At 66.5% G+C, this 26,880-nt stretch carries 23 protein-coding genes and 1 tRNA gene; 5 read left to right on the top strand and 19 right to left on the bottom strand.

Annotation, left to right across the window (positions count from 1 at the left end; all coding sequences use genetic code 11):
• Positions 1 to 79 precede the first annotated feature (79 nt).
• Together DWQ67_RS05630 and DWQ67_RS05625 are read right to left on the bottom strand one after the other, a co-directional pair.
• Positions 80 to 931 carry a Bax inhibitor-1/YccA family protein gene (locus DWQ67_RS05630; RefSeq protein WP_121484628.1) on the bottom strand — a complete coding sequence of 284 codons (852 nt, stop codon included), beginning with the start codon at positions 929 to 931 and terminating at the stop codon, positions 80 to 82.
• Between the two features lie 233 nt (positions 932 to 1,164).
• Entirely contained in the window at positions 1,165 to 1,803 is a 639-nt protein-coding gene (locus DWQ67_RS05625) for a peptidyl-tRNA hydrolase (RefSeq protein WP_121484627.1), read from the bottom strand.
• 296 nt (positions 1,804 to 2,099) lie between these two features.
• Between DWQ67_RS05625 and DWQ67_RS05620 the strand changes: the two genes are divergently transcribed.
• Positions 2,100 to 4,007, top strand: a complete 1,908-nt coding sequence (locus DWQ67_RS05620) for a SpoIID/LytB domain-containing protein (RefSeq protein WP_121484626.1) — start codon at positions 2,100 to 2,102, stop codon at positions 4,005 to 4,007.
• Between the two features lie 149 nt (positions 4,008 to 4,156).
• Here the strand turns inward: DWQ67_RS05620 and DWQ67_RS05615 are convergent.
• From DWQ67_RS05615 to DWQ67_RS05535, 17 genes are all read right to left on the bottom strand, one after another.
• Positions 4,157 to 4,233: transfer RNA gene (locus DWQ67_RS05615), tRNA-Leu, on the bottom strand.
• A gap of 184 nt (positions 4,234 to 4,417) precedes the next feature.
• Entirely contained in the window at positions 4,418 to 5,815 is a 1,398-nt protein-coding gene (locus DWQ67_RS05610; RefSeq protein ID WP_121484625.1) for an NAD(P)/FAD-dependent oxidoreductase, read from the bottom strand.
• A gap of 113 nt (positions 5,816 to 5,928) precedes the next feature.
• A complete protein-coding gene (locus DWQ67_RS05605; RefSeq protein ID WP_121484624.1) occupies positions 5,929 to 6,930 on the bottom strand; it encodes a Ppx/GppA phosphatase family protein in 1,002 nt (333 codons plus the stop codon).
• 34 nt (positions 6,931 to 6,964) lie between these two features.
• Complete coding sequence (locus DWQ67_RS05600) at positions 6,965 to 7,666, bottom strand: DUF501 domain-containing protein (RefSeq protein WP_407645794.1); 702 nt, start codon at positions 7,664 to 7,666, stop codon at positions 6,965 to 6,967.
• A 56-nt stretch (positions 7,667 to 7,722) separates the two neighbouring features.
• Positions 7,723 to 8,682: an FtsB family cell division protein gene (locus DWQ67_RS05595; RefSeq protein WP_158595380.1), complete on the bottom strand. Its 960-nt coding sequence runs from the start codon at positions 8,680 to 8,682 to the stop codon at positions 7,723 to 7,725.
• A gap of 177 nt (positions 8,683 to 8,859) precedes the next feature.
• Positions 8,860 to 10,140 (bottom strand): phosphopyruvate hydratase, encoded by a 1,281-nt coding sequence (gene eno / locus DWQ67_RS05590; protein ID WP_121484622.1) that lies wholly within the window; start codon positions 10,138 to 10,140, stop codon positions 8,860 to 8,862.
• 105 nt (positions 10,141 to 10,245) lie between these two features.
• Positions 10,246 to 10,944, bottom strand: a complete 699-nt coding sequence (locus DWQ67_RS05585) for a MazG nucleotide pyrophosphohydrolase domain-containing protein (RefSeq protein ID WP_121484621.1) — start codon at positions 10,942 to 10,944, stop codon at positions 10,246 to 10,248.
• Positions 10,945 to 10,958: 14 nt separating this feature from the next.
• A complete protein-coding gene (locus DWQ67_RS05580; protein WP_121484620.1) occupies positions 10,959 to 12,125 on the bottom strand; it encodes an adenosine deaminase in 1,167 nt (388 codons plus the stop codon).
• Between the two features lie 59 nt (positions 12,126 to 12,184).
• Positions 12,185 to 12,931 carry a DedA family protein gene (locus DWQ67_RS05575; protein WP_121484619.1) on the bottom strand — a complete coding sequence of 249 codons (747 nt, stop codon included), beginning with the start codon at positions 12,929 to 12,931 and terminating at the stop codon, positions 12,185 to 12,187.
• A 219-nt stretch (positions 12,932 to 13,150) separates the two neighbouring features.
• A complete protein-coding gene (locus tag DWQ67_RS05570; RefSeq protein ID WP_121484618.1) occupies positions 13,151 to 14,461 on the bottom strand; it encodes a thymidine phosphorylase in 1,311 nt (436 codons plus the stop codon).
• A gap of 140 nt (positions 14,462 to 14,601) precedes the next feature.
• Entirely contained in the window at positions 14,602 to 14,994 is a 393-nt protein-coding gene (locus DWQ67_RS05565; RefSeq protein WP_121484617.1) for a cytidine deaminase, read from the bottom strand.
• A gap of 4 nt (positions 14,995 to 14,998) precedes the next feature.
• On the bottom strand, positions 14,999 to 16,285 hold the full coding sequence (locus DWQ67_RS05560; protein WP_121484616.1) for an ABC transporter permease: 1,287 nt from the start codon (positions 16,283 to 16,285) through the stop codon (positions 14,999 to 15,001).
• Positions 16,282 to 17,676: an ABC transporter permease gene (locus DWQ67_RS05555; RefSeq protein ID WP_121484899.1), complete on the bottom strand. Its 1,395-nt coding sequence runs from the start codon at positions 17,674 to 17,676 to the stop codon at positions 16,282 to 16,284. The genes DWQ67_RS05560 and DWQ67_RS05555 overlap by 4 nt, the downstream gene beginning before the upstream one ends.
• A 14-nt stretch (positions 17,677 to 17,690) precedes the next feature.
• Entirely contained in the window at positions 17,691 to 19,265 is a 1,575-nt protein-coding gene (locus DWQ67_RS05550; RefSeq protein ID WP_121484615.1) for an ABC transporter ATP-binding protein, read from the bottom strand.
• Between the two features lie 99 nt (positions 19,266 to 19,364).
• Positions 19,365 to 20,444, bottom strand: a complete 1,080-nt coding sequence (locus DWQ67_RS05545) for a BMP family lipoprotein (RefSeq protein WP_121484898.1) — start codon at positions 20,442 to 20,444, stop codon at positions 19,365 to 19,367.
• Positions 20,445 to 20,609: 165 nt separating this feature from the next.
• Positions 20,610 to 21,881, bottom strand: coding sequence for an amidohydrolase (locus DWQ67_RS05540; protein WP_121484614.1), 1,272 nt, complete (start codon positions 21,879 to 21,881; stop codon positions 20,610 to 20,612).
• A gap of 102 nt (positions 21,882 to 21,983) precedes the next feature.
• Positions 21,984 to 23,096 carry a mannose-1-phosphate guanylyltransferase gene (locus DWQ67_RS05535; protein WP_121484613.1) on the bottom strand — a complete coding sequence of 371 codons (1,113 nt, stop codon included), beginning with the start codon at positions 23,094 to 23,096 and terminating at the stop codon, positions 21,984 to 21,986.
• A 234-nt stretch (positions 23,097 to 23,330) separates the two neighbouring features.
• Here DWQ67_RS05535 and sdhC point away from each other — a divergent pair, with 234 nt between their 5' ends.
• The 4 genes from sdhC to DWQ67_RS05515 are packed head-to-tail and all read left to right on the top strand — an operon-like array spanning position 23,331 to position 26,796.
• Positions 23,331 to 23,735 carry a succinate dehydrogenase, cytochrome b556 subunit gene (sdhC, locus tag DWQ67_RS05530; protein WP_199712638.1) on the top strand — a complete coding sequence of 135 codons (405 nt, stop codon included), beginning with the start codon at positions 23,331 to 23,333 and terminating at the stop codon, positions 23,733 to 23,735.
• A 1-nt stretch (position 23,736) separates the two neighbouring features.
• Positions 23,737 to 24,195 (top strand): succinate dehydrogenase hydrophobic membrane anchor subunit, encoded by a 459-nt coding sequence (locus tag DWQ67_RS05525; RefSeq protein WP_121484611.1) that lies wholly within the window; start codon positions 23,737 to 23,739, stop codon positions 24,193 to 24,195.
• Positions 24,196 to 24,232: 37 nt separating this feature from the next.
• Positions 24,233 to 26,020: a succinate dehydrogenase flavoprotein subunit gene (sdhA, locus tag DWQ67_RS05520; protein WP_121484610.1), complete on the top strand. Its 1,788-nt coding sequence runs from the start codon at positions 24,233 to 24,235 to the stop codon at positions 26,018 to 26,020.
• Positions 26,020 to 26,796, top strand: a complete 777-nt coding sequence (locus DWQ67_RS05515) for a succinate dehydrogenase iron-sulfur subunit (RefSeq protein ID WP_121484609.1) — start codon at positions 26,020 to 26,022, stop codon at positions 26,794 to 26,796. The genes sdhA and DWQ67_RS05515 overlap by 1 nt, the downstream gene beginning before the upstream one ends.
• Positions 26,797 to 26,880 lie beyond the last annotated feature (84 nt).

Here is a 26,880-nt window from a genome sequence, read left to right as displayed (position 1 = left end):
TAAAACGTCTTCGGCGTGCTGAAGACACGGCAAAGGGGACCCGGCGTGTGCCGAGTCCCCCTGTGATGCAGCCGTGGGATTAGTTCGACACCATGGATCGAATGATCGCGATGACGCGAATCATCTCCACGTAAATCCACACCAGCGAGAGCGTCAGGCCAAAGGCGCAACGCCAGGCGAAGCTCTTGGGGGCCCCGGCCTGCATGGCCGTCTGAATGTCCTCGAAGTCGGTGACAAGGAAGAACGCGCCGATCGCGATGGAGATCACGCCGATCACCAGGCCAATCCAGCCGGTGCGGAAGTTGAACGCGCCACCGCTGACCATGGAGATCAACATGTTGACCAGCGAGAAGATGACGATGCCCCAGGCCGCGGCAAACACCACACGACGCATCTTGGGCGTGGTGCGGAACTTACCGGAGCGGAAGAGGAACAGGCACAGCGCAAAGATGATGCTGGTGCCCAACACGGCCTGAATCACGATGCCGGGGTAGATCAGCTCAAACATGGCGCTAATGGCGCCCAGCAGGAAGCCCTCCACCACCGCGTAGATCACGGAGAGCGTCGGGGAGACCTCGCGACGCATCTGGTTCACGAGCGCGATCACGAGCGCGGCGATGCCCGCTGCGCCCACCACGAGCCAGACCGTGGTCATGGAGCCGCCGTTGAGCGCGGCGTTGCGAGCCACCACGGCCAGCAACTGCCAGCCAACAAAGCCGCCGACCAGCAGGCCGGCGATCATGATCAGCATCTTGTTGAGCACGTCGTTGACGCCCATGCGATCGCCCGTCTGGGGCGGCTTGGGCGGCTGCGAGTACATCTGGTCCAGGCTCTCAGGGCTGGGGGTCGGGAACGCGTTAGCGGCGTTGCCCCGGCGCAACTGATCCTGGAAGCTTGCGGACTTAAAAACGGGATTGCTTCCCTTGGCCATGACATCACTCCTGTAAGTGAATTGGTCTTGCAAGAAGTCTACAGAAAAGCCCTGTGAATCCGCTGTTGGGGCGCTCCGCCGTGAGCGATACGGCCAGGGGTTGGCAGGCGCCGCTCGACGGCGTTCGGTTGCCCTCACGGGGCCCGTTCAGTCCGCGGCGGTCGCGTCGGCGGCGTCCGCGCACAGCGGGCGTCCGCGCTCAGCCGGCGTCCGCGCTCAGCCGGCGTCCGCGCTCAGCGGGCAATGGCCGTGAGCGACCCGGAGGCGATCTCGGTGTGCCCTGCGTCGTGGATGCGCACGCTGGCGGCCGGCGCCAGCCGAGCCATGTCCGCCCGATGAAGTGGCACCAAGCGGGCCGGGCAGCCAGCCTCCGCCCAAGCCCTGAGCCGCTCTGGCCCCTGCCGCACCGCCCAGTCGAAGGCTGCATGGGCCGACTGCGCCGCGGCCTTGCCCGTGCTCATGCCCAGGGCCGTATCCACGCCGATCTGCAGGGACGGCACTCCCTCCGGCGCCGGCCACTCGTGACTGGCCGGGCGCCCGCTGTGTTCCATCTCCGTCCCGGCGACCTGCAACTGCTTCATGCGGCCGCTCAGCGGGTACATCGCAGGAGGCAGGCCGGCCGCCAGCGCGTCTCCCACCCGGACCATGACGGCGCCCTGGGTCTCCAGTGCCCGGAAATCCTTGGGCTTGCCCCTGCGCACGCTCTTCCCCTGCCCATCTGGGTACCACTGCTCCCACATGGGGTCTTCAGGGAAGGCGATCCAGGCCTTCACGGAGGCGAGCGCTGCGGCCAGGCAGGTGTCCTCGTGGCTGGCGGGGTGCTCGGGGTCGTTGAGGACTCCGATGGGCTGAATCATGTCGACGGCGGGCACGGGTCCATTCTGCCCGGGTTTGCGGCCCGGCTTCGACCTTTGCGGCTCCCACACGAGCCGCAAACCTCGATCCGGAGCCGCAAACCCAAACTCACGCGCCGCAAACCTCGATCCGGAGCCGCAAACCCAAACCCTCGCGCCGCACACCTCGCCCCGGAGCCGCACACCTCGCACCACTCCACGTGCGCCCCGACGGACGGGGCCAGCCGCGCGCGAGCCATGTTACTGGTGGGGCCCATGGGGCAGAATGGACTCAGTTGCCCCCCATCACTTGACTCTTCCCCCCGGAGTTCACCATGCGCCTGACGCGCCCAGCCGCCCTCTTCCTTGCACCGCTCGCGAGTGCGGCCCTGCTTCTCACGGGCCTCTCCCCCGCACAGGCCGCGCCCCCCGCGCAAGGTCTGCCCCTCAACACCTTGCCCACCCAGGAGCCAACCGCGCTGGGACAGGACGCCAGCGCGGGTCCGGGCCCGGCGGCGTCGGGCAGGGGAATTGGGATGCCACAGGGCATCGCCGCGCCGCTGTCCACCACCACCGACCCGGACGGCAGCGTGTGGGAAACACGCACGCGCCAGGTGACCAAGACGCGCACCGTGGTCAAGACCAGGACCGTCGTCAAGACGCGCCCCGTCACCAAGACTCGAACGGTGACTAAAACGCGGACGGAGAATCGCACCCGAACGCAGGTGCGCACCAGCGCAGCGCTGCGGCTCAGGGCCACGCCGTCCTCCCAGGCCCGGAACCTGACGACGCTGAAGAAGAACACGACCGTCAAGGCTTCCACCGTCAAGAAGAGTTGGCGCAAGGTGTCGGTGGGCAAGCGCACCGGATGGGTGGCCAAGAAATACCTGAAGAGCACCAAGGTGAAGTACAAAGTGGCGGTTAAGTACAAGGCCAAGCAGAAGTACAAGACCACCGAAAAGTACAGCGTCAAGGAAAGCTACACGGTGCCCCAGAAGTACACGGTCACGCAGACGTACCGCGTGCAGGTGACGCCCGCCACCGCGGCACCCAAGAGCTTCACCGTCAGCGGCGCCGGCTGGGGCCACGGCGTGGGCATGAGCCAGTACGGCGCCCAGGGCATGGCCAAGCAGGGCAAGACCTCGGAGCAGATCCTGGAGCACTACTACAACCCCGCGCAGCTGACCACGACCACAAGCTATGCCTCCAGCGACATCAAGGTGCAATTGCTCAAGGCCACGACGGCGAGCGTGACTCCCGCCGGCGGCCAGCTGCGACTGGTCAAAGCAGGCAAGGTCATCGCGACCGGCACCGGCACGGCGTCCGCCTCCGTCGGCGTGAACCCTGCGAGCGCCAGCAAGGCCAAGGAACTCAAGGTCCGCTTTAACAACAAGGACTACTACGGCGCCGTACAACTGCAGTGGCAGAACACCCGGGCCTGGACCGGCGGGCCACTCACCACCGTGGCCGTGCCCCGGGCTAACGAGGGCACCGGCACCGTGAATTATCGCCATGGGGTCATGAACCTTGCCCTGCTTGGCGGGCAGGTCAACGTGATCAATCAACTTCGTCTCAACGATGAATACCTCTACGGCCTAGCGGAGATGCCCTCCTCCTGGCAGGGTGCGGCGCTGCAATCCCAAGCCATTGCCGGGCGCACCTACGCCATGCGCAACATGACCTCCGTGAAGTCCGCCTGCGGCTGCAATGTCTACGACGAGGTGGCCTCGCAAAAGTTCACCGGCTGGAACAAGGAGAACGAGGGCACCGGCGCCAGCTACGGCAAGAAGTGGGTGGCCGCGGTCAACGCCACGCTGACCAAGGCCGGCGGCTCGCCGACCGGAGGGAAGGTCATGATGCACGCTGGCAAGTTGATCGACGCCACGTACTTCTCCTCCTCCGGAGGAAGCACGCGCTCGGGCAAGTCGGTCTGGGGCGGGGAGACCCCGTACCTGCAGGTGCGCGATGACAGGTGGGCGCTGCCCCCGCACGTCAGCAGCACGGCATGGTCCTCGCCCGTCTCGCAGGAGTCCATGGCCAAGGCCTTTGGGTTGCGCGAAGTGGCGTCCGTGAGCCTGAAGTTCAACGAGAACAAGGCCAAGAACCCGGACGCCGACACCAGCAACATCACGCTCACCGCCAAGGATCGCGCGGGTCAGAGCGTCTCTCTGAGCGGGCCGAGCTTCCGCAGCAAGATCGGCGGGACACGGAGCGCCTGGATTCAGGCGGTCAAGGCCGGCTGATTCGGTCGGGTGCCGACGAAAGTCGGTCCCCGCGTGGAACCCCGCTCTCAACCGGACCACTGCGGCACCGCCGCCGGGGTACGGGGCGTCACCTCACGCCGTCGGGCAGGGCATTCGAGGTACCCCCAGTCGGGTTCGAACCGACTTCCTGGTACCCCCAGTCGGGTTCGAACCGACACTGTGCGGATTTTAAGTCCACTGCCTCTGCCAATTGGGCTATGGGGGCCCGTCGCCATCCGCTGGATGCGACCCGTTCATTCTACCGGTCTGCATCCGGTCGCCATCGACCGGGCACGGCGGGGGCTAGGTAGTTTGCGGCGCACCCACCAACGCCAAAGGGCCGGCGTCCCGCGAACGGAACACCGACCCTCGGCGTAGAACCCGGGCCTCACACCAGGTGAGGCCTCAGATCACTTGGCCTCGGCCTTCTTGGCCGGCGGCGTTGCTGCCTCGACGAAGTCGGCGCGGGGGTCCTCCAGGTTGCGGATGTCCCAGACGTCGCGCCCGGCAACGATCTGGTTGAACCAGCCGCCGAACACACGAATCTTGCGCTCCCAGGTCGGCATGGCCAGGCCGTGGTAGCCGCGGTGGGCAACCCAGGCCGGGAAGCCCTTGACCGGGAACTTGATGATCTTGGCGACGCCCATGCCGTAGCCAAGACCGGCCACAGCGCCGAGCGACTCGTGCTTGTAGTCCTTGGCCTGGCCCACGCCGTAGCGGGTGGCGTAGAGGTTGGCGGCAAGCACCTTGGACTGGCGGACGGCGTGCTGAGCGTTGGGCACGCACGTGTTATCTGGCAGGCCGTGGCCGGTCAGGTCCGGCACGGCAGCGACGTCGCCGGCGGACCAGGCACCCTCGATGACCTTGCCGTCTGCGTCCACTGCGCGCAGCTTGGCGTCCACGACCAGGCGGCCGCGGGGCTCAATGTTGAAGTCGGTGTTGCGCACCACTGGGTTGGCCATGACGCCGGCGGACCAGATGAGCGTGTCAGCATCGAACTCGTCGATGACCTCACCCTTGTTGTCCCCGGCCATGGAGGTCAGCTTCAGGTGGTGGTTGGTGGCATCGCCAAGCGAGGTGTTCAGGCGGACCTGAATGCCGCGGCTGCGCAGGTGCTCCACGACCCACACGGCGGTGTCTGCCTTGATCTCGGGCATGATCTTGGGCATGGCCTCGATGAGCTGGAAGTCCAGGTCAGCCGGGGTGATGTTCTGGCTGCGCTCGGCGGCCAGGCGGGCCGCGGACTGCAGCTCGGAGATGGTCTCGACGCCGTTGAAGCCGCCGCCAACCACGATGAAACGCAGGGCGCGCTTGCGGGCCTCGAGGTCCGGGGTGTTATCTGCGAACTGGATGCGCTCCTGCACCTGATCTCGCAGGTACACGGCCTCCTCGACGCGCTTGACGCCGATGCCGACCTCTGCCAGGCCCGGGATCGGGAAGGTCTTGGTGATGGCACCGGCGGCCATGATGACGTCCTGGTAGGGAACCTCAAAGCTCTCGCCATCGGAACCCTGCACGGTGGCGACCTTGGTCGCGTGGTCAATCTTGGTGACCTTGCCGCGCAGCAGCTCCGTCTGGCGGAGGTTGCGGGCGTGCGGCACGGTGATGTGGCGGGGCTCAATGGAGCCGGCCATGACCTCAGGAAGGAAGGGCTGGTACGTCATGTACGGCAGCGGGTCCACGAGGGTCACAATGCCGCCATGAACCTTGACCTTCTTCTGGAGGGCCTTAGCGACGTAGAAACCGAGGTAGCCGCCGCCGACGATCAGGATGCGCGGGCGCTGCGAGAGCTTTGGGGTGGTAGCCATGCCTCTATCCTAGGCGGTCCGGGGCAGTTTGTGAAAGTTCCCACGATCTAAATCACAGTGCCCGACGCCGCGGGCTCACCACCCCTTTCCCCGCTCAGTTCCGGCGTGGGGGCTCAGGCAAAATCCCCCGCGGAATCCGCAGCGAGGTCCTGATCCTGGTGCGTTGCCAGGTCCGCGGCGAGGTCAAGCGCAATCCCGTCCAGGATGTCGTGTTCACTCGTGACGGCAGAGCGCACGCCCCCTCCGGTCGCGGATTCGATGCGGCGCAGCAGCGTGCGCCAGATGATGGCCCCGGCCTGGATCACGTCCACGCGGCCGGGGTGGATGTAGGCCAGCTCCGCCAGGCGGTGCTTGGGCAGGGCGATGATCTCCGCGCATGCCGCCTCCACGATGGGCAACGGCAGCGTGGCCCCGTTGATGCGGGCCGGCTCGTACTCGCGCAGATCAAGCGCGTGAGCGGTCACTGTGGTGATGGTGCCTGCGACGCCGATCACGCGCTCCACGCTGGTCAGGTCAACCGCAGCGGCCACCTCATCCAGCAGCGCCTCTGCCGCCTCCTCAGCGGCAGCGATCTCCGCCTCCGTGGGCGGGTCCGAATGCAGGAAGCGCTCGGTGAAGCGCACGGCGCCCATGTCCACGCTCAAGGCGGAGATCACGCCGGAAACGTCACCCAAAACGCACTCGGTGCTTCCGCCGCCAAGGTCCACGACCAGGAGCCGCTCCTGCGTGCCTGCATCCACAGCACTCACGGCGCCAAGGAAGGAGAGCCGGGCCTCCTCCGCGCCCGGAACCACGATGGGCCGCACGCCCAAACGGGACTCCACTCCATCCAGGAACACGTCACGATTAGCCGCGTCACGGGTGGCGCTGGTGGCCACAAAGCGCACGGCGTCCGGGCGGCTCTTGCGCAGCCGCTCCGCCACGTCGTCCACCGCAAGGAAGGTGCGCTCCAGCGCCTCCTCGGCAAAGCGGCCCGTGGTGTCCACGCCCTGCCCCAGGCGCACTATCGCCATGCTGCGCTCCTGGTGGCCCAACTGGGGCGGGCTGTCCTGAGAGGCCTCTGCTACCAGCAGGCGCAATGAGTTGGTGCCACAATCGATCGCTGCAACGCGCATCGGTTCCTACTTCCGTGAGTCCGAAGGACGGCTTCTACTGCTGCTGTTGCGCTTCCTTGGCCGCCCGCTTGGCGGCGCGCTCGCGGCGCTTAGCCTCCGGGTCTCCGGCCTGGGTGCGCACGTGCCGGGAGCGATCCTGCTCCGGCACAGGGCTCTCGGTATCCCACGCGCCCGCGCAGGCGCACACCTTCGCGGTCCACCATTGGCTGATCTTGCCGAGGGTCTCATCGCCAAGGGCATTCACTCCGGGGCCGGCAGCGAGGGAGTGCCCCACCATCACGTGCAGGCACTTGACCCGCGCTGGCATGGCGCCGGCGGAGACACCCTCAATCTCCGGGACGGCGCCCACGCCGGAGCGCAGGCCAATCGCGTCCCGTACGGCGATGTATTGCTGGTGCGCCGCCAACTGCGCGGCCTGCAGCTCCTGGTCTGTCTCCAGGCGCTCATTCATGGTGACCATCTCCCCGGCGGCCTCCAGTCGGGAGACGGCGGAGGTGATGACCGGGTGCGTCAGGTAGTACGTGGTGGGGAAGGGGATTCCGGAGGAGAGCCGAGGCGCGGTGGTGGCCACCAGCGGGTTGCCGCACACGCAGCGCGCACCGATCTCCACGATGTCCCTTGCGGGGCGCCCCAACTGGCGCGAGACCGTGTCCAGGTCCTCCTGGCTCGGCGTGCGTTGCTCCTGCGTCAGTGCCTCTGGGGCCGCTTGAGCTGCGGCCTGGGGTCCGGTGGACACGATGAACTCCTGAAGGGGGTTGAGTCAGACAAAAATCACTACACAAGCAAGCGCAACTACGGCGTGGAGGAACGCACCACGGAGTCCCACAGCCCGTCGCCCCAGGGTAGCCCCTGCCTGTACTCCCCCGGTTTCACGGCGGCCGCCTGCTCCTCATCAGAGCGCGGCGGTTCCCCCTTCACCACGTACTGCTTCTCTCCGGGCAGCGCCTGGCCAATCCGGTCGCGAGCCTGCTGCTGCACATACTCCGGGTCCTCCCAGCGCTTGAGCTCATCCTGCAGCCGGTCCTGGGCGGCCTGCTGCTCCGCGATGTCAGCCTGAGCGGCGCGCAGCTCGGTCTGCTGGCGCACATAGGTGGTCACGGCCGGGAAGAGCATGAATCCGGACACGATGAGGATCACGGTGAGCGCGATGACGCGCGTGCTGAGCGAGCGCGCCGGGGTGGGCGCGGTGGCGCGAGGCGCTGGCACCCGTTCGACGACGCGCGGCGCCTCCCCTGCCTCGCGGATGGCGCCTTCCAGCGCCACGCGTTCAATCAGGCGACGCTGCTGCTTCGCGGGGTCCTGGTTCTTGCGGCGGCGCGCCCCTCCGGGCAGGTTCTCACCGGCGAGGTCCGCCTCGATCTCCTCCGCGACGGCCTTGCGGGCGCGCTGAACACCCTGCCCAAAGGACTGTGCCCCCTTGCGGGCGGTGCGCGTGGCCGCGGCACGGGCGCGGCGCGCGGCCTCGGCGGCGCGCTGGCCGGTGGTGTCCGCGTCCTCCGCTTCCTCGCGCCCCCGGGCCAGGCGCTCCGAGGTGGGTACCGCCGGGCCGGCGCCGTCGGGGAAAACCCGCGCCGCGGCGTCGGGCAGGTCCGGTTCCGAACCGGCCTGGCCCATACCGATCTGTTCCGCGCCTGCTTGCTCCGCTGCCAGCCGCTCAGCCTGTGCCTGCGCTGCACGCTCGCGGGCGGCATTGCGCGCCGCCGCGTCCTGGGCCTTGCCGGTGTGCGGCACGCGTGGGGGTCGATTCGCCACCGTCTCACCCCTCCTGGGCGGCCAACTGGCCGCCAACGCTTTGACTCGCATCGCCTTGGCCTCGGGGAAAAACACCGAGGGAGCCACCCCGCTGGGGTGACTCCCTCGATGTTAACTAATCAGCCTGGGAAGTCCTGGGAGGACCGCCCCGCCGCCGCCGGACTGAACCCGAAAGGATCAGGCTCCGAAGCGGGGGAACGCGGTGCGGCCCGCGTACTCCGCGGCGTCGCCCAGCTCCTCCTCGATGCGCAGCAGCTGGTTGTACTTGGCCACGCGCTCGGAGCGGGCCGGCGCACCGGTCTTGATCTGACCGGAGTTCACAGCCACGGCCAGGTCGGCAATGGTGGTGTCCTCGGTCTCGCCGGAGCGGTGCGAGGAGATGGTGGTGAAACCGGCGCGCTGGGCCAGGGAGATGGCATCCAGCGTCTCGCTCAGCGAGCCAATCTGGTTGACCTTGACCAGCAGCGAGTTGGCCGCACGCTCCTGGATGCCGCGGGTGAGGCGCTCCGGGTTCGTGACGAAGAGGTCATCTCCCACGATCTGGACCTTGTTGCCCAGCTCGGCGGTGATGGTGGCCCATCCCTCCCAGTCGTTCTCATCCAGGGGATCCTCGATGGAGACCAGCGGGTAGGCGGCAACCAGCTCTGCGTAGTAGGCGGTCATCTCCGCGGCAGTGCGGGACTGGCCCTCAAACTGGTAGGCGCCGTCCTTGAAGAACTCGGAGGAGGCAACATCCAGCGCCAACGCCACGTCCTCGCCGGGCACGTAGCCAGCCTTGTCGATGGCCTCAACAATCAGGTCAAGCGCGGCACGGTTGGAGGGCAGGTTGGGGGCAAAGCCACCCTCGTCGCCCAGGCCCGTGGACAGACCCTGCTCCTTGAGCACGGCCTTGAGCTGGTGGTACACCTCGGTGCCCCACTGCAGGGCCTCGGAGAAGGTGGCGGCACCAATCGGGGCCACCATGAACTCCTGGATGTCCACGTCTGAGTCTGCGTGGGATCCACCGTTCAGAATGTTCATGAGCGGCACGGGCAGCACGTGGGCGTTGGGGCCGCCCAGGTACTTGTACAGCGGAAGGGAAGCGGACTCGGCGGCGGCGTGCGCCACGGCCAGGGAGACGCCAAGGATGGCGTTGGCGCCAAGGCTGCCCTTGTTCACCGTGCCATCCAGGTCAAGCATGGTCTGGTCAACAAAGCGCTGATCCGTGGCATCTAGGCCAACCACAGCGGGGCCGATGGTGTCGATCACATTGTCGACAGCCTTCTGCACACCCTTGCCCTGGTAGCGATCCACGTCGCCATCGCGCAGCTCAACTGCCTCCCACTCGCCGGTGGAGGCTCCGGAGGGAACCGCGGCGCGGCCCAAGGAACCGTCCGTGAGCAGGACCTCGACCTCGACGGTCGGGTTTCCGCGGGAGTCAAGGATTTCGCGGGCGTGAACGGCATCGATAAGTGCCATGAACGTGTCTCCTTCATTGGTGTCTAGCGACCGGGGAGCGGAGCGCGGCCTCGTCGTCGCGTCACACTTCCCCAGAGTACCCATGCGCGGCACACGCCGCGGCCGTTATGACAGGGATCGGATCAGCGCGGAGCGCAACGCGCGCTCCGAGTCCACGCCAGCGGCGCGGGCCCTGGCCACCAGGGCCAGGAGTTCCTCTCCTAGTCGTTCCTCGGATTCCCCCTGCTCGACGACGCTGTGGTCGCCGCGGCCGGGCCGGTCACCTGGCCGGTCGCCGGGGGTTGGCGCGGCGCTGCGATCCAGTGCCTTGTGCGCCAGGACCAGCGCGGGTAGCGAGGCGGGCAGGCCCCGCAGGGGGTCTGCCTCCACGGGGAGCTCGCCGCGGTCCGCGCGTTCCTTGGCTTTGGCCTGCTGCCACGCCGTGATCGCCGCCTCTGGATCCGAGTCCGGGTGCTCCAATACGCTGCCGTCCTGCGCAAAAACGTGGGTGTTGCGGCGCAACAGCTTCTGACTCAGCGCGTCCGCGACGTCCGCCAAGTCAAAGTCCCCGCGCTCTTGGGCCAGGCGCGAGTGCAGCAGAATCTGGAAGAGCACGTCGCCCAGCTCGGAGGCTAGCGGCGCACCAAGACGACCCTGCCCCACCGTCTCAGCGACCTCCGCGGCCTCCTCTACCAGGTACGGCGTCAGGGACTGCGGGGTAAGGCGTGCCGTCCACCCACAGTGCTGGCGCAGGGCATCCGTGATGGCCACCACCCGTTCAAGGGCCTGGGCATCTGCCTGGATCTGGGCGGGGGTTCTGCTCATCGATTCAGCGCGGCTCAATCCTGGTCGCTGTCCTCGTCGTCCACGTCTTGAATCAGGTCCTCGTAGGCGTCAGAGATGAGCTCCGCCAGGTCGCGGCGCTCATCCAGGCCAAGGAAGGAGGCCTCTACGGCGTTCAGGGTCAGCTCCAGCAGATCCTCCGCGTCGTAGTCAAAGGCCGCGACAAGCAGCGCCAGCTCATCGGAGAGCGTGGTACCGGACATGAGGCGATTATCCGGAGAGATGGTGACGTTAAATCCCGTGCGGAAGAGCACGTCGATGGGGTGATCCTCCAGGTCCTCACCCCAGGCGGCGGTGGCGCCGGTCTGCAGGTTGGAGGACGGGCAGATCTCCAAGGCAATGCCGCGATCCCGGACCCAGGAGGCCACGGGACCGGCGGTGAAGATGGTCAGCTCGTCCAGGTCCTCGTCATCGTCCGCCTCCAGCGTCTCGATCTCCAGGTCCTGTGCCAGGCGAACCCCGTGCCCCAGGCGCAGGGCGCGGGCGTCCACGAGCGCCGAACGGATGGAGTTCAGCCCGGCGGCCTCACCCGCATGCACCGTGACCGGGAAGAGGTTGGTGGCCAGCAGGTCAAAGGCGTTCTGGTGATCAGAGGCAGGGAATCCGTCCTCCGGCCCAGCAATGTCAAAGCCGACCACACCGGAATCCCTATGCCGCAGCGCCAGCTGGGCCACCTCAAAGGATTGGCGTTCGTGGCGCAGGGCGGAGAGGATCTGACCCACCTCGATATCCACGTCGTCTTCCGCCGCGTCCTGCACCGCTTCGTCGATCCCGGCCTGGACCGCTTCCACGGCCTGGTCCATGCTCAGGCCGGCACTCACGTGCTGCTCCGGAGCCCAACGGACCTCGGCGTACACCACGCCATCCGCCACCAGATCCTCCACAAACTCGCGGGCCACGCGGGTGAGGTGGGGGGCCGTCTGCATGACGGCGACGGTGTGGACAAAGGTCTCCAGGTAGCGCTCAAGCGAACCGGAGTCAGCACTGTCCAGGAACCACTGGCCCAATGCCTCTGGGGTGGAGGCGGGAAGGGTGTGCCCCACCTCTGCCGCCAGATCGATGATGGTGGCCGGCCGTAGCCCGCCGTCTAGGTGGTCGTGGAGTGAAACCTTGGGAAGGTCGCGGATGTCCAGGGTGCGCTCGGCGGCGCTGTTCTCGCTCACAAGACCAGCCTACGGGTTCCTGACGAGGATGCCAGGGGGAAGAGCCGGCGTTGTCAGCGCTACAGCGCTGGGTCCGCACCGGGCCGCTGACGCGACCCCTCGGCGTCGGGCGATGCGCCCTTGTGGTGCTCCTTCTGAGCCTGCGACTGCACCAGCGCCTGCGCCTGGGTGTCCAGCACCGAGGAATGCGGGCGGAAACGCAACAGCAGACGGTGGATGAGCTGGTCCAACACCCAGCCGAGCACAATGGCAATGGCCACGGAGATCACGATGGCGAGCAGCTTGTTGTGCTCCATCCAGCGCCCGGCCAGCGCACCAATCGCCACGGAGTAGAAGCCCCAGAGGATGCAGCCCAGGGTGTCGAAGAAGGTGAAGCTGCGCTGGGAGTAGCGCGTGGCGCCGGCGGTGAAGTTCACGGCGACGCGGCCCACCGGGATGTAGCGGGCGGTGAAGATCAGCACGGCTCCGCGTTGTTCCAGCTGGTGCTCCGCCATGTCAAAGACCTTGCGGATCCGTGGCCGGTACATCCATTTGAAGCGAGAGGTGCCCACGCTGCGCCCAATCCGGTACGCAATCTGGTCGCCGATCAGGGCTCCCGCCGCTCCGACCAAGGCCAACGCCACCACATGCCAGGCGTCCCAGCCCACCCACACCGCGGCCAGCGCGACGATCAGGGATTCACTTGGCAGCACGGGGAAAAAGCCGTCGATCACGCAGAACAGGAAAATAATGGGAAGAACCCACCACGCCGTGGACGCGCCCAGGACCCAGTCATTGATGATCTGGTTAATTTGGTGCAATGACATGCGGTGGTGGTCCTTCCAAGGCCAGGGCTACTCCCCCATTGTGCTGGACACGGCTGGGCATTCCATCCACCGACGGGACGACTCTGGCTGGGATGTGGGCTGCTCCGGGTCCCACCGTGGTGGGACCCGGGCCGTGCCCGCGAAGCCGACTCCATCAAGCCTGCTGAGCCGACTCCAGCAGGCCGGCGCAGCCGCTTCTGTCAGAGCGACCGGGCCACGTCAGGAGAGGCGATCAAGCACAATCCCGCGCGAATCGGGACGCGAGCCCTCCGGCCCAATCCGCACGGCGCCCTCCAGAGAGGCGCGGGCGCGCTCAAAGCGCTCCGGGGTGTCCGTCATCAGGGTCATGATCGGCTGCCCGCGGCGCACCACATCGCCGGGCTTGGCGTGCAGGCGAATGCCCGCGGCCGCCTGCACCGGGTCCTCCTTGCGGGCGCGCCCGGCGCCCAGGCGCCAGGAGGCGGTGCCGACGCCGAGGGCGTCCAAGGCGACCATCACGCCGTCGGCCTCTGCCAGCACGCTCTCCTCATGCTTGGCCTGCGGCAGCGCAGCGTCCGCGTCTCCGCCCTGGGCCTGGATCATGCGGCGCCACACGTCCATGGCCTTGCCGTTGCTGAGATTGGCCGCCACATCCACGCCGGTGATACCCGCGCCTGCGAGCATCTCCGTGGCCAGGGCCACGGTCAGCTCCACCACGTCCGCGGGGCCGCCTCCGGCCAGGACCTCCAGCGACTCCTCCACCTCTACGGCGTTGCCCACCGTCAGGCCAAGCGGCGTGGACATGTCCGTCAGCAGCGCCACAGTGTTGACCCCGGCATCGCGGCCCAGGTCCACCATGGTGCGCGCCAGCTCGCGGGCCTTCTCCTCCGTCTTCATGAACGCACCGGAACCCACCTTGACGTCCAACACCAAGGCACCGGTGCCCTCGGCAATCTTCTTGGACATGATGGAACTGGCGATCAACGGCACGCAGTCCACGGTGGCCGTGACGTCGCGCAGCGCGTAAAGCTTCTTGTCCGCGGGCACCAGGTTGGCGCCGGCCGCAGCCACAATGGCGCCCACCTCAGAGAGCTGCTTCCACATCTCTGCGTCGCTGAGCTCCGCTCGCCAGCCCGGGATGGCCTCCAGCTTGTCCAGCGTGCCACCGGTGTGGCCAAGGCCGCGGCCGGAGAGCTGCGGCACGGCCACCCCAAAGGAGGCCACCAACGGGCCAAGCGGCAGGGTGATCTTGTCTCCCACGCCGCCGGTGGAGTGCTTATCCGCCGTGGGCAGTGCCACGCCCTGCGGCGTCGCGAGGCCAGCATAGGAGAGGGTCTCCCCCGTGCCGATCATGGCGTGCACCCAGCGCGAGATTTCCTGACGGCTCATGCCGTTGAGGAAGATCGCCATGGCGAGGGCACTCATCTGCTCCTCCGCCACCACCCCGCGCGTGTAGGCATCCACGACCCAATCAATCTGTGCGTCGCTGAACACCCCCGAATCGCGCTTGGTGGTGATGATCTCGACGGCGTCAAAGGCCTCCGTGGCCATGGTGTCCTCCTGGTGTTGGACCGTTTCCCCGGGCCGCGGCCCGGGCGGGAGCTGGTGGCTCCCCTTGGGGGGTTCAAAAAGTGTGGCGGGCACTGCGGCTGGTGAGTCGATGCCCGCCGGGCTCTGCGATATCCGGTTGGCTAGGCGATGTCCGCCGGGCCAAACGCGTCCGGCAGCAGTTGTTCCATGCTCACCACGCCGTGCACGCCCAGTGCCTCAAAATCCGGGCCGGCATGCTCGCTGAGCAACTGCCGGCAGCGCCCGCAGGGCATGATGACCTGGCCGTCCGCATTCACGCACGTGAAGGCGCGTAGCTTGCCGCCCCCGGTCATGGCCAGCTGGCCCACCAACCCGCACTCCGCACACAACGTGACGCCGTAACCGGCGTTCTCCACGTTGCAACCGACGACGACGCGGCCGTCCTCGGTGAGGGCGGCCGCGCCGACGCGGTAGTGCGAGTAAGGGACGTAGGCGTGGGTGGTGGCTTCCGTCGCTGCCGCGAGGAGTGCCTCCCAGTTGATCGTCCCGCTCATAGTGCTACTCCTTGACGTAGGGTTCACCGCTGGCAGCTGGCCCGCGGGATCTCCCGACAAGCCCGGCCACGGCGAGGATGGTGACGATGTACGGCAGCATCTCCAGGAACTGGCTCGGCACGGGGGTGCCGACGATGGAGAGGACCGAGGCCAGGTTGTCCGCGAAGCCGAACAGCAAGGCGGCCAGGGCGGCTCCGATGGGGTTCCACCGTCCAAGGATCAGTGCCGCGAGGGCAATGAAGCCACGCCCGCCGGACATATCCTTGGTGAACATTTCCACCGACACGAGCGTGAAGAACGCGCCGCCGATGCCGGCGATGGCGCCGCCAAGCGTGACGTTCCAGAAACGCAGGGCGTTGACCTTCACGCCGAGGGTGTCCGCGGCCTTGGGGTGCTCTCCCACCGCGCGAGTGCGCAGGCCCCAGCGGGTGTTCTTCAGCGCGAACCACACGGCGAAGACCACCACGTAGAGCAGATAGCCGATGATGGACTGCTGGAAGAAGATGGGTCCGATGACCGGGATGGACTCCAGCAGCGGGATGGGCAGCGTCTCCAGGCGCGGGGGCTGATTGAAGGCCTCCGGGTCCGCGACCATGACCTGCCCAAAGAGGAAGCCAGTGAGGCCGGAGACCAGCACGTTGAGCACCACACCGACAATGATCTGGTTCACCAGGTACTTGATGGCAAACACAGCCAGAATCATGGAGACCAGCGCGCCGGCCACGGCCGCGGCGATCAGGCCAAGGTAGGCGTTGCCGGTCATGGTGCCAATCAGCGCGGCGGAGAAGGCGCCGCCAAGCAGCTGCCCCTCAATCGCGATGTTGACCACGCCGGAGCGCTCACCGAGCACGCCGGAGAGCGTGCCGAAGATCAGCGGAATGGACAGGATCAGGGAGCCCTTGAGCAGTCCCGTGAGGGAGATGTTCGGGGTGCTTCCACCGGAGACCGCCCAGGCCAGGAAGCCAAAGACGAACAGCACACCAAAGAGCACAATGGCCCAGGTGGGCAGCGTGGACCCGGTGCGGGCCAGGGCAAGCGACCAGCCCGCGATCGCCAGCAGCAAGAAGCCGGTCACGAGCCCGGCCACCATGCCAGAGACCACCAGGGCGGGCAACTGCACAAAGTCGCCGCCGCTGGCCAGGCCAAAGGTTGCGGTGTCGTGGCTGCCGAGGGCGCCAAAGAACACGAAGGCGACAATCGCCAGCGCGGTCAGGACAAGGGGGATCTTCCAGGACGGGCGGCGCGTCACATCTGCGGCGCTAGGTGCCGGCTTGAGGGCTGCGGTGCTCACTTGGACCCTCCTTCGGTGGTCTCGGGCGCCGTCGGGCCCGCTTCACCCGGTGGGGTGGGCGGTTCCGGATCGGCAGCATGCTTGGCGGTGCTTGGTCCGGCGTCCACCGCGGAAGGCGAGTCGACGGCGGTCGGTGCGTCAGCGGCGTCGGGCACAGTACCGGCGCCCTTGGCTGCGTGGGCGCCCACCGTTGCGGGTGCCGCAGGCACCTCAGCGACGTGGGTGGTGGGCTTGGGGGCCTTGGGCTTGGGACCCTTGGCCAGGCGGTTCAGACCAAACATGGTGCGCACCAGCGGCGGGGCCGCGATGAAGAGCACGATGAGGGACTGGACCACGAGCACGATGTCGATGGGCGTGCCGGTGCTGATCTGCATGTTGGTTGCCCCGGCGCGGAAGGCGCCAAAGAGCAGGCCGGCAAAGAAGGTGCCCCACGGGGTGGAACGGCCAAGCAGCGCCACCGTAATGGCGTCAAAGCCAATGGAACCCGCCGCGCCGTTGGCCAGCACGTGCTCGGTTCCGGAGATTTGCGCGCTCGCAGCAAAGCCGCCCAGGCCACCGGCAATCGCCATGGCCAAGAACGTGGCGCGCTTGACGCTCATGCCCGCCGTAGCGGCCGCGGCCGGGTTCTCTCCCACCGCGCGCAGGGTAAAGCCAAGCGTGGAACGGTTCAGGATCCACCAGACCAGCAGCACCAACAAGATGGCGACGATGAAACCAAGGTGCAGGCGCGTCCCGGGGATGATGACCGGGTAGTCCGCGGACTTGTCCACGATCGGGGAGATGGGGTTGGTCTCGCCGGGGCGCAGGAACGCCGGGGTGTTCAGGATCCAGTCAAGCAACTTGATGGCCACGTAGTTGAGCATGATCGTCAGGATCACCTCGTGGGCGCCCGTGGTGGCCTTGAGCCAACCCACGATTCCGCCCCACAGTGCGCCACCGAGCACGGACATGAGGATGACGACAAGCAGGTGCAGGCCAAGGGGCAGGTGCCACGCGAAGCCGGCATAGGCACCGAAGATGGCGCCGACCGTGATCTGGCCCTGCGCACCAATGTTGAACATGCCCGCACGGAAAGCCAGGGCAACACCCAGGCCGGCCATGATGAGCGGCGTCGCGTTGGTCAGCGTCTCCGTCAGCGGCAAGAAGCCCGAGTCCGGGGAGACAATGGCGCCCTGGAAGAGCGCAAGGTACGCCTCCGTCGCCGCCGTCCAACCGGCGCCCAGCGCGGTGCCGGGGCGGGCAAAGAAGTAGGTGGCCGCCTCCTGGAAGTCCTCGTTGGTGACGGCGATAAGAATGCCGCCCACAATCAACGAGACCAGAATCGCCAGCACCGACACCAGCCAGCTACCGCCGGCGATGCGCTGCAGCAGCGACTTCTCGCGGTGAATCATCTGATCCTGCGCGCTCACAGGACGCCTCCTTCTTCTACGATGGCCGTGGTTTCAGTGGGGCCATGCGCATCTGCCGCAACCGCGGCCTCTGACTGGGTCATGCCTGCCATCATCAGGCCAAGCACATCCCGAGATGTGTCTGCGGGAACAATGCCCACCACGCGGCCCTGATACAGGACGGCGATGCGGTCGGCGAGCTGGATGACCTCATCCAACTCGGTGGAGACGATCATGACGGCGGTGCCGCGATCCCGCTCCTCAACAATGCGCCCGTGCAGGAACTCGATGGAACCCACGTCCACGCCGCGGGTGGGCTGGGAGGCAACAAAGAGGCGCAAGGGGCGCGAGAGCTCGCGCGCCATGACCACCTTCTGCTGATTGCCACCGGACAGCGTGGACGCCGCGGCCTGGGCGTTGGGCGTGCGGATATCAAACTCGTCGATGCGGTGGGCGGAGTTGGCGCCCATCGCCTTCAGGTTCAACGAACCTGCCTTGGAGAACTGCTCAGTATCGAAGAGGTCAAGCACCAGGTTCTCTTGCACCGAGAACGCGCCGACCAGGCCGTCAACGTTGCGATCCTCTGGCACAAAGCCCACGCCGGCGCGCAACACCTGGTGGGTACCCATCCCCACCAATTCCTTGCCGTCCAACGTGATGGAACCCGTGACGCGGCCCTCCGTCAGGCCCATGATGGCCTCGGAAAGCTCCGTCTGACCGTTGCCCTGCACACCGGCGATCGCCAGGATCTCTCCCCCGGAAATCTCCAGGGAGATGCCGTCCACCAGGCGCTGCCCGTTGGCGGCAGTGACGGCCAGGTCCTGGACCTTGAGCACCGTCTCGCCCGGCTCCGCCGGGGTCTTGTTGACGTTGAGGTGCACCTCGCGGCCCACCATCAGGGCGGCCAACTCGGTGGGGTCCGCCTTGGGATCCGCCTCACCGACCACACGGCCGCGGCGAATCACGGTGATCACGTCCGCGACCGCCTTGACCTCGCGCAGCTTGTGAGAGATGAAGACCACTGAGGTGCCGCTGGCGGCCAGCTGGCGCATGATCTCTAGCAGCTCATCCGTTTCCTGCGGGGTGAGCACCGCTGTGGGCTCGTCCAGGATCAGCACCTTGGCGTTGCGCACCAGGGCCTTGATGATCTCCACGCGCTGCTGCACGCCGACCGGCAGATCCTCCACGATTGCGTCCGGGTCCACGTCAAAGCCGTAGCGGGAAGAGATCTCGCGGATCTTGCGGCGGGTCTCCTTCAGATCCAGCACGCCACCGCGGGTGGTCTCGGCGCCCAGTGCCACATTCTCAGCGACGGTAAAGACCGGCACCAGCATGAAGTGCTGGTGCACCATGCCGATTCCGGCGGCCATGGCATCACCGGGGCCGGTAAAAGTCTGGGGGGTGCCATCCACCAGGATGCGACCTGAGGTGGGCTGGTACAGGCCGTAGAGCACATTCATGAGCGTGGACTTGCCCGCGCCGTTTTCGCCAAGGAGCGAATGGATCTGGCCGGGTTCCACGGTGATGGAGATGTCCTGGTTGGCGTAGAAGTCGCCAAAGGCCTTGGAGATGTGATCGAGTTCGAGCTTCACGTCGCTCCCGTGTCGGAGGGTTGTGCGCCGCGTGAGCGCCGCCGGAACGGGGCGGGCCGCTCACACCACAGGGGAATGAGCGGCCCGCCTCGCGAAGGATTACTTCTTTGCTTCGACCTTGATCTTGCCGTCGATGATCTGCTGCTTCAGCGCATCCACCTCAGACTTGGTCTCTGCGGAGACCTTGGAGTCAAAGTCGTGGAAGGGGGCAATGGAGACGCCGCCGTTGGCGAGCGTGCCCACGTAGGCCTTGCCATCAAACTTGCCGTCCTTGGCCTCCTTGGTGACGTCCTCAACGGACGTACCCATGGCCTTGACCACGGAGGTCAGCATCAGGTCCTTGTACTGCGAGGCGGACTCGTAGCCGTCGGAGTCAACCCACACCAGGGCAACGTCCTTGCCCCCGGCCTTGGTCTCCTTGACCGCGGCGGCCGCGCCCTTGCCCACCGGGCCGGCGACGGGCATGACAACGTCGGCACCCTGATCCAGGAAGTTCTGGGTCACGGTCTTGCCCTTATCCTGCTTCTCGAAGTCACCGGTGAAGGTGCCGTCCTGCTTGGCGGAATCCCAGCCCAGCAGCTTGACGGTCTTGCCCTTGTCCGTGTTGTACTTGGCCACGCCCTCGGCAAAGCCCTCCATGAAGATGGTCACGGTGGGGATCTTCATGCCGCCAAAGGTGGCGACGGTGCCGGTCTTGGACTGGGCCGCTGCCACGTAGCCGGCCAGGTAGGCCGCCTGCGACGTGTCATAGGTCAAGGACTTGACGTTGGGCAGCGTGATGGAGGAATCATCCACAATCGCGAAGTTCACGTCCGGGTTCGCAGTGGCGGCGGCCTTGGTGGCGTCTGCCAGCAGGAAGCCCACGGAGAAGGTCAGGTCGCACTTGGCGCTGACCATGCCGTTGAGGTTGGTGGAGAAGTCTGAGTTGGCCTTGGACTCGGCCTGCTTCACCTTGATGCCGAAGTCATGCTCGGCCTTCTTCAGGCCCTCGTAAGAGGACTGGTTAAAGGACTGGTCATCAAAGCCGCCCGAGTCGGAAACGATGCAGCCCAGGAAATCCTTGGCGGCTGCGTCGCCGGACTTGCCGGATTCTTCCGGTGCTGCGCCACACGAGGCGAGGGCAAGCGCGCCGGCGCCCAGGACTGCGGCGGCCGCCATGACGCGACGGCTGTTCTTCATGGTCTTCAAGAGGTCCTCCTGCGGGGGTGATGACCGCGCGAACACCTCATGGTGCACAAGTGACCTTCCGGGCCCCATCGCGCGTGCAACGATCAGAATACCCCGGGGGCAGAGTGAGTCTGCACACCTTTCAATGCTGACGCCGTCCGCAGGCCCGCTGTGAGGTCAGCCACGCTGGTCCATGGCGCGCAACACAGCCGCCGCCATCACCCGCACTCCGGTGTCGATGGCGCGCTCGTCCGGCCGGTAATTTCCCTGATGCAGATCATAAATCTCGCCGCCCGGGGTGCGCGTACCCAGTCGGAACATGGCACCGGGGCGCATCTGGGTCATCCACGCAAAGTCCTCGCCGCCCATGGACTGGGGTGTGAGCTCGATGGCGTCCGCGCCAATCTCCTGCCGCGCGGCGTCCTCAATCAGCGCCGTCTCTGCCGGCGCGTTCACCACGGGAGGCACGCCGCGGATGTGCTCCAGCTCCACCTCAACGTTGTACGGCGCGGCCACCTGCGCCACCACCTCGTCCAGCAATTCCCCTGCACCCTCCCACGCCTGCCCGTCCAGGCAGCGCATGGTTCCGGAGAGGGTGCCCACGGATGGAATGGCGTTGGGGGCGTTGCCCGCGTTGATCTGGCCCCACACCACTGACACGGCGGAGCGCACGTCGATGCGCCGCGAGAGCACCGCGGGCACACCGATCGCGATCTGGCTCAGCGCAAAGACCAGGTCCTCGGTGAGGTGCGGGCGCGAGGTGTGCCCGCCACGGCCAACCAACTTGATGCGCACCGTGTCTGAGGCAGAGGTGATGGCGCCAATGCGGGTGCCGATGTGCCCCACGTCGATGCGTGGCTCGCAGTGCAGCGCAAGCACGCTCGGCACGCCGTCTAGCACGCCCTGCTCAATGACCGCCTTGGCGCCGCCAGGCATGCGTTCCTCCGCCGGCTGGAAGATGACGCGGGCGCGCCCACGCAACCGTCCGGCGTCGTGCAGGTCCTTCAACACCAGCGCCACGCCCAGCATGACCGTGGTGTGGATGTCGTGACCGCAGGCGTGGCAGACGCCCGCGTTGAGTGAGGCAAAATCCAAGCCAGTGCGCTCCGCGAGCGGCAGCGCGTCAATGTCCGCGCGCAGTCCCATGACCAGCTCGCCCTCGCCAATCTCCACGTAGGCGCCGGTGCCGCGCAGCCTCACCGGCTGCAGCCCAGCCTCGGTGAGCGCCTCCACGATGCGCCCCGTGGTGCGCTCCTCCTGGAAGGACAGCTCCGGGTGCGCGTGCACGTCGCGACGGAAGGCGATCAGGCGGTCCCGGTGGGCGGCTAGATACGGCGCGATCGGCGGGGTCTTCTGGGGCTGCTGGACAACGGATTCACTCACGGCTGTGCTGTTCTTCCGGTCGACAAAGATGAGACAACGAGCGCCATTTCCCGCGCTGTGCGCCATTTTAGGCACGACGGCGTGTGATTCAGGCCATTCGTCTCGTTACGTTGCGCGCCCTCACATCTGGGCGACGCAACGGCCCGGCGGCTCCATGCCGAGCGGACGTTAAAGGACGTCCGTCTCGCCGTGGGCCTTGAGCGCCTCCACGGCACCCTTGACCTGCTGCGCATGGTCCTTGGTGGTGACGAGGAGGGCGTCCGGGGTGTCAACGATCACCACGTCCTCGATGCCGATCAGGGCAATGACGCGGCGCGTATCGGAGACCACGATGCCGCTGGCCCCGTCCACGTAGACGCGGGCCGAGTCGCCAATCACGGTCATGCCAGAGGCATCCGCGGCGGGGTTCAGGCGGCCAAGGGCCGCAAAGTCTCCCACGTCATCCCAGGTGAAGTGGCCCGGGATCACGGCCACATCCCCGGCCGCGGCCGCGGGCTCCGCCACCGCATAGTCGATGGCGATCTTGGGCAGCGACGGCCACACCTCGGCCGCCACAGCGTCCCGCTCCGGGGTGTCCCAGGCGGCGGCGATGCGCTCCACCCCGGCGGCAAGCTCCGGCTCGTTGGCGCGCAGATGCTGCAGCATCAGGGAAACCGGGGCCACAAACATGCCGGCGTTCCAGAGGTACTCCCCTGATTCGACGTAGTCCTTGGCGACCTGCTCGTCCGGCTTCTCAACAAACTCGATCACATGCATCGCGTGCGGCGCGCCATCCACGCCCAGGTCCGCGCCGCAGCGGATGTAGCCAAAGCCCGTGGAGGGGTACGTGGGGTGAATGCCGATGGTGACGATGCGGCCGGCCGCTGCGGCGTGCACCGCCTCTACCACTGCCTCCTGGAACACCTCCACGGGACCAATGACCTGGTCAGCGGCGAAGGAGCCCATGATCGTGTCCGGGTCGCGGCGGAACAGAATGGCGGCGGCCAGGCCGATGGCGGCGGCCGAATCCTTGGGCTCCGCCTCCAACACCAGGTCAAGGTCAGAGATCTCTGGGAGCTGGGAGCGCACCGCTGGCCCGTGGGCCTGGCCGGTGACCACCATGACGCGTTCCCCAGCCAACGGGCTGAGACGGTCATAGGTGGCGCGGATCAGTGTGCTGCCGGACCCGGTGAGGTCATGCAGAAACTTGGGGGCGGCGGCGCGGGAGAGCGGCCACAGACGGGTGCCAGTGCCCCCGGCCGGAATGACGGCATGGAAGCGCGCAAGCAACGGATCGTTCATTCGCCACAGGCTACCGGAGTGAGGGCAAGGAACCGCGGACGCGCGCGACAGCAATTTCGTCACAAAAACAGCACCAAATTCCGTACGGTGGCGCGGAGGCCGCGTTGCGGGGTGAGCATCGACACACGCGGGATTAAGTGGGAGTTCGCTGGGAGCGAGGTGGTCTAAGATCGGGCAGGAACGCTTACATCGGCGCGCACCCTTTTATGCGTGGAGAAACCACGACGCCCGGTGATGCTTGGAGGTATTTCAGTGTCGAAGGCTTCTTCTGGCACCCTGTACCGCGGCCGAGAAGGCATGTGGTCATGGGTCGGACACCGCGTCACCGGTGTCGTTATTTTCTTCTTTTTGCTGGTCCACGTGTTGGACACGGCCCTGGTCCGCGTGGACCCGGGTGCCTATGACGCGGTCATCTCCGCGTACAAGAACCCGCTGATGGCTGTGGGCGAATTTGGGCTGGTCGCTGCGATCATGTTCCACGCCTTCAACGGCCTGCGCCTGATCCTGGTGGACTTCCTGAAGCAGGGCCCCAAGATCCAGCGCCAGCTGTTCTGGACCGTCATGGTGGTGTGGGTTGTGGCCGTTGCCGGCTTTGGCGCCCGCCACCTCACGCTCGCATTTACCGGTGGAGGTCACTGACATGACGGCACAGATCGATGCCCCCCGCGCCAAGCGGATTGACCCGAAGTACAACCGTTCGCGCAAGTCGCGCAACAACTTCGAGATGACGGCCTGGCTGTTCATGCGCCTCTCCGGCGTGGTCCTGATTGTCCTGATCTTTGGGCACCTCATCTCCAACCTGCTGGTTGGCCAGGGCGTGCACGCCATCGACTTCGGCTTTGTGGCCGGTAAGTGGGCCTCCCCGCTGTGGCAGGTCTGGGACCTGACCATGTTGTGGCTGGCCATGCTGCACGGCACCAACGGCGTGCGCACCATCATCAACGACTACGCCGAGAAGGACCGGACCCGTTTCTGGCTCAAGACCGTGCTGTACGTTGCCACGGCCTTCACGCTGATCCTGGGCACCTTGGTCATCTTCACGTTTGACCCGTGCATCAGCGAGACCGTGGCCCAGGCACTCGACCAGTGCCGCGCCTGATCCGCCGAGCCGACCAGACTTCTTAAGGAACACACGAATGCAGGTACATCAGTACGACGTCGTGATCGTCGGAGCCGGCGGAGCCGGCATGCGCGCGGCCATCGAGGCCGGACAGCGCGCCCACACCGCGGTCCTCACCAAGCTCTACCCCACCCGCTCCCACACCGGCGCGGCTCAGGGCGGCATGTGTGCCGCTCTGGCCAACGTCGAGGAAGACAACTGGGAGTGGCACACCTTCGACACCATCAAGGGTGGCGACTACCTGGTTGATCAGGATGCAGCAGAGGTCATGGCCAAGGAGGCCATTGACGCGGTGCTGGATCTGGAGCACATGGGCCTGCCGTTCAACCGCACGCCTGAGGGCAAGATTGACCAGCGCCGCTTTGGTGGCCACACCCGCGACCACGGCAAGGCGCCCGTTCGCCGCGCCTGCTACGCAGCGGACCGCACGGGTCACATGATCCTGCAGACCCTCTACCAAAACTGCGTGAAGCACAATGTGGAGTTCTACAACGAGGTCTACGTCCTCGATGTGCTCCTCAACGAGACCGAGGCCACGCGCGAGGACGGCACCAGCTACCTCCAGAAGCACGTCTCCGGCGTGGTGACCTATGACCTCTCCACCGGAGAGATTGCGGTTTTCCAGGCCAAGGCCGTGGTGTTTGCCACCGGTGGCGCCGGCAAGGTCTTCAAGACCACCTCCAACGCCCACACCCTCACGGGTGACGGCATGGCCATGGCCTTCCGCCGCGGCATTCCGCTGGAGGACATGGAGTTTGTGCAGTTCCACCCGACCGGCCTGGCCGGCCTGGGCATCCTGCTCTCCGAGGCCGCTCGCGGCGAGGGCGCCGTGCTGCGTAACTCCGAGGGTGAGCGCTTCATGGAGCGCTACGCCCCCACCATCAAGGACCTGGCCCCGCGTGACATCGTTGCGCGTTCCATGGCCAATGAGGTGCGCGAGGGCCGCGGCTCCGGTCCCAACAAGGACTACGTGCTGCTTGACCTGACGCACCTTGAGCCCGCGCACATCGACGCCAAGCTGCCGGACATCACCGAGTTTGCCCGCACCTACCTGGGTGTGGAGCCGTACACGGAGCCGGTGCCCGTCTTCCCCACGGCCCACTACGTGATGGGTGGCATCCCCACCAACATCAAGGGCGAGGTCCTCCAGGACAACGACACCGTGGTCCCGGGCCTGTACGCCGCCGGCGAGGTGGCCTGCGTTTCCGTGCACGGCTCCAACCGCCTTGGCACCAACTCTCTGTTGGACATCAACGTGTTTGGCAAGCGCTCCGGCATCGCTGCCGCCGAGTACTCCAAGACCGCGGACTTTGTGGAGCTCCCGGAGAACCCTGCTGAGTTTGTTGAGGATCTGGTGGCCCACGTTCGCGAGAACAACGGCACCGAGCGCGTGGCCCTGATCCGCAAGGATCTGCAGGACACCATGGACTTGAACATGCAGGTGTTCCGCTCAGGTGACACCATCGCTGAGGCGCTCAAGGACATTGAGTCGCTGCGCGAGCGCTACAAGAACATTGGGATCCAGGACAAGGGCAAGCGCTTTAACCTGGATCTGTTGGAGGCCATCGAATTGGGCTTCCTGCTTGATCTGGCAGAGGTCATGACGGTCTCGGCGTTGCACCGGCAGGAGTCCCGCGGTGGTCACTACCGCGAGGACTTCCCGGATCGCGATGACGCGAACTTCATGAAGCACACCATGATCTACAAGGACGAGGACGCCGTCACTGAAGGCATCAAGGGCATGCGCTTTGATACCAAGCCGGTCATCTTCACACGCTACGAGCCGATGGAGCGTAAGTACTGATGAGCACAGCAACCGCCGAGCCGGCATCCAAGGTTGAAATCAAGGCTGGTAGCGCCGACGCCATCCAGTCCTTTGACATCACGCTGAAGGTCCGCCGCTACAACCCCGAGGTGTCAGATGATGCCCACTGGGATGAGTACAAGCTGACCATGTACGGCACGGATCGCGTGCTGGATGCGCTGCACCGCGTGAAGTGGGAGGAGGACGGCTCGCTGTCCTTCCGCCGCTCTTGCGCACACGGCGTCTGCGGCTCCGATGCCATGCGCATCAACGGCCGCAACCGCCTGGCCTGCAAGACCCTCCTCAAGGACCTGGACACGTCCAAGCCCATCACCGTGGAGCCCATCAAGGGCCTTCCGGTGGAGAAGGATCTGATCGTGGACATGGAGCCGTTCTTCCAGTCCTACCGCGAGGTCATGCCGTTCCTGATCGCCAAGGGCCATGAGCCCGCCAAGGAGCGCTTCCAGTCCCAGGAGGACCGCGAGCGTTACGACGACACCACCAAGTGCATCCTGTGCGCCGCGTGCACGTCCTCCTGCCCGGTGTTCTGGACCGACGGCCAGTACTTTGGCCCCGCAGCGATCGTCAATGCGCACCGCTTCATCTTCGATTCCCGCGATGATGCCGGCGACATGCGCCTGGAGATCCTGAATGACAAGGAAGGCGTGTGGCGCTGCCGCACCACCTTCAACTGCACCGAGGCCTGCCCCCGCGGCATCCAGGTCACCAAGGCCATCTCAGAGGTCAAGCAGGCCATCCTGCAGCGCACCATCTGAGGCTGGCAAACTGCCCCGTGCCCTGCGACTCTTGGCCCTAGGCAGTCACCTCAAATAGTCACGAGGCCCCGTTCACCACGGTTG

The sequence above is a fragment of the Galactobacter caseinivorans genome (assembly GCF_003640665.1).
GTDB lineage: Bacteria > Actinomycetota > Actinomycetes > Actinomycetales > Micrococcaceae > Galactobacter > Galactobacter caseinivorans.
The sequence above is the reverse complement of the archived record's forward strand: the minus strand, read 5'-3'. Positions and strand labels throughout refer to the sequence as shown.

Bases quoted from the DNA above. Each gene is read 5' to 3' on its own strand.
- DWQ67_RS05630 (WP_121484628.1), bottom strand. From the start codon at position 931: ATGGCCAAGGGAAGCAATCCCGTTTTTAAGTCCGCAAGCTTCCAGGAT.
- DWQ67_RS05620 (WP_121484626.1), top strand. From the start codon at position 2,100: ATGCGCCTGACGCGCCCAGCCGCCCTCTTCCTTGCACCGCTCGCGAGT.
- DWQ67_RS05610 (WP_121484625.1), bottom strand. From the start codon at position 5,815: ATGGCTACCACCCCAAAGCTCTCGCAGCGCCCGCGCATCCTGATCGTC.
- DWQ67_RS05605 (WP_121484624.1), bottom strand. From the start codon at position 6,930: ATGCGCGTTGCAGCGATCGATTGTGGCACCAACTCATTGCGCCTGCTG.
- eno (WP_121484622.1), bottom strand. From the start codon at position 10,140: ATGGCACTTATCGATGCCGTTCACGCCCGCGAAATCCTTGACTCCCGC.
- DWQ67_RS05585 (WP_121484621.1), bottom strand. From the start codon at position 10,944: ATGAGCAGAACCCCCGCCCAGATCCAGGCAGATGCCCAGGCCCTTGAA.
- DWQ67_RS05575 (WP_121484619.1), bottom strand. From the start codon at position 12,931: ATGTCATTGCACCAAATTAACCAGATCATCAATGACTGGGTCCTGGGC.
- DWQ67_RS05570 (WP_121484618.1), bottom strand. From the start codon at position 14,461: ATGGCCACGGAGGCCTTTGACGCCGTCGAGATCATCACCACCAAGCGC.
- DWQ67_RS05565 (WP_121484617.1), bottom strand. From the start codon at position 14,994: ATGAGCGGGACGATCAACTGGGAGGCACTCCTCGCGGCAGCGACGGAA.
- DWQ67_RS05555 (WP_121484899.1), bottom strand. From the start codon at position 17,676: ATGATTCACCGCGAGAAGTCGCTGCTGCAGCGCATCGCCGGCGGTAGC.
- DWQ67_RS05545 (WP_121484898.1), bottom strand. From the start codon at position 20,444: ATGAAGAACAGCCGTCGCGTCATGGCGGCCGCCGCAGTCCTGGGCGCC.
- DWQ67_RS05540 (WP_121484614.1), bottom strand. From the start codon at position 21,881: ATGGCGCACAGCGCGGGAAATGGCGCTCGTTGTCTCATCTTTGTCGAC.
- DWQ67_RS05535 (WP_121484613.1), bottom strand. From the start codon at position 23,096: ATGAACGATCCGTTGCTTGCGCGCTTCCATGCCGTCATTCCGGCCGGG.
- sdhC (WP_199712638.1), top strand. From the start codon at position 23,331: ATGCTTGGAGGTATTTCAGTGTCGAAGGCTTCTTCTGGCACCCTGTAC.
- DWQ67_RS05525 (WP_121484611.1), top strand. From the start codon at position 23,737: ATGACGGCACAGATCGATGCCCCCCGCGCCAAGCGGATTGACCCGAAG.
- sdhA (WP_121484610.1), top strand. From the start codon at position 24,233: ATGCAGGTACATCAGTACGACGTCGTGATCGTCGGAGCCGGCGGAGCC.
- DWQ67_RS05515 (WP_121484609.1), top strand. From the start codon at position 26,020: ATGAGCACAGCAACCGCCGAGCCGGCATCCAAGGTTGAAATCAAGGCT.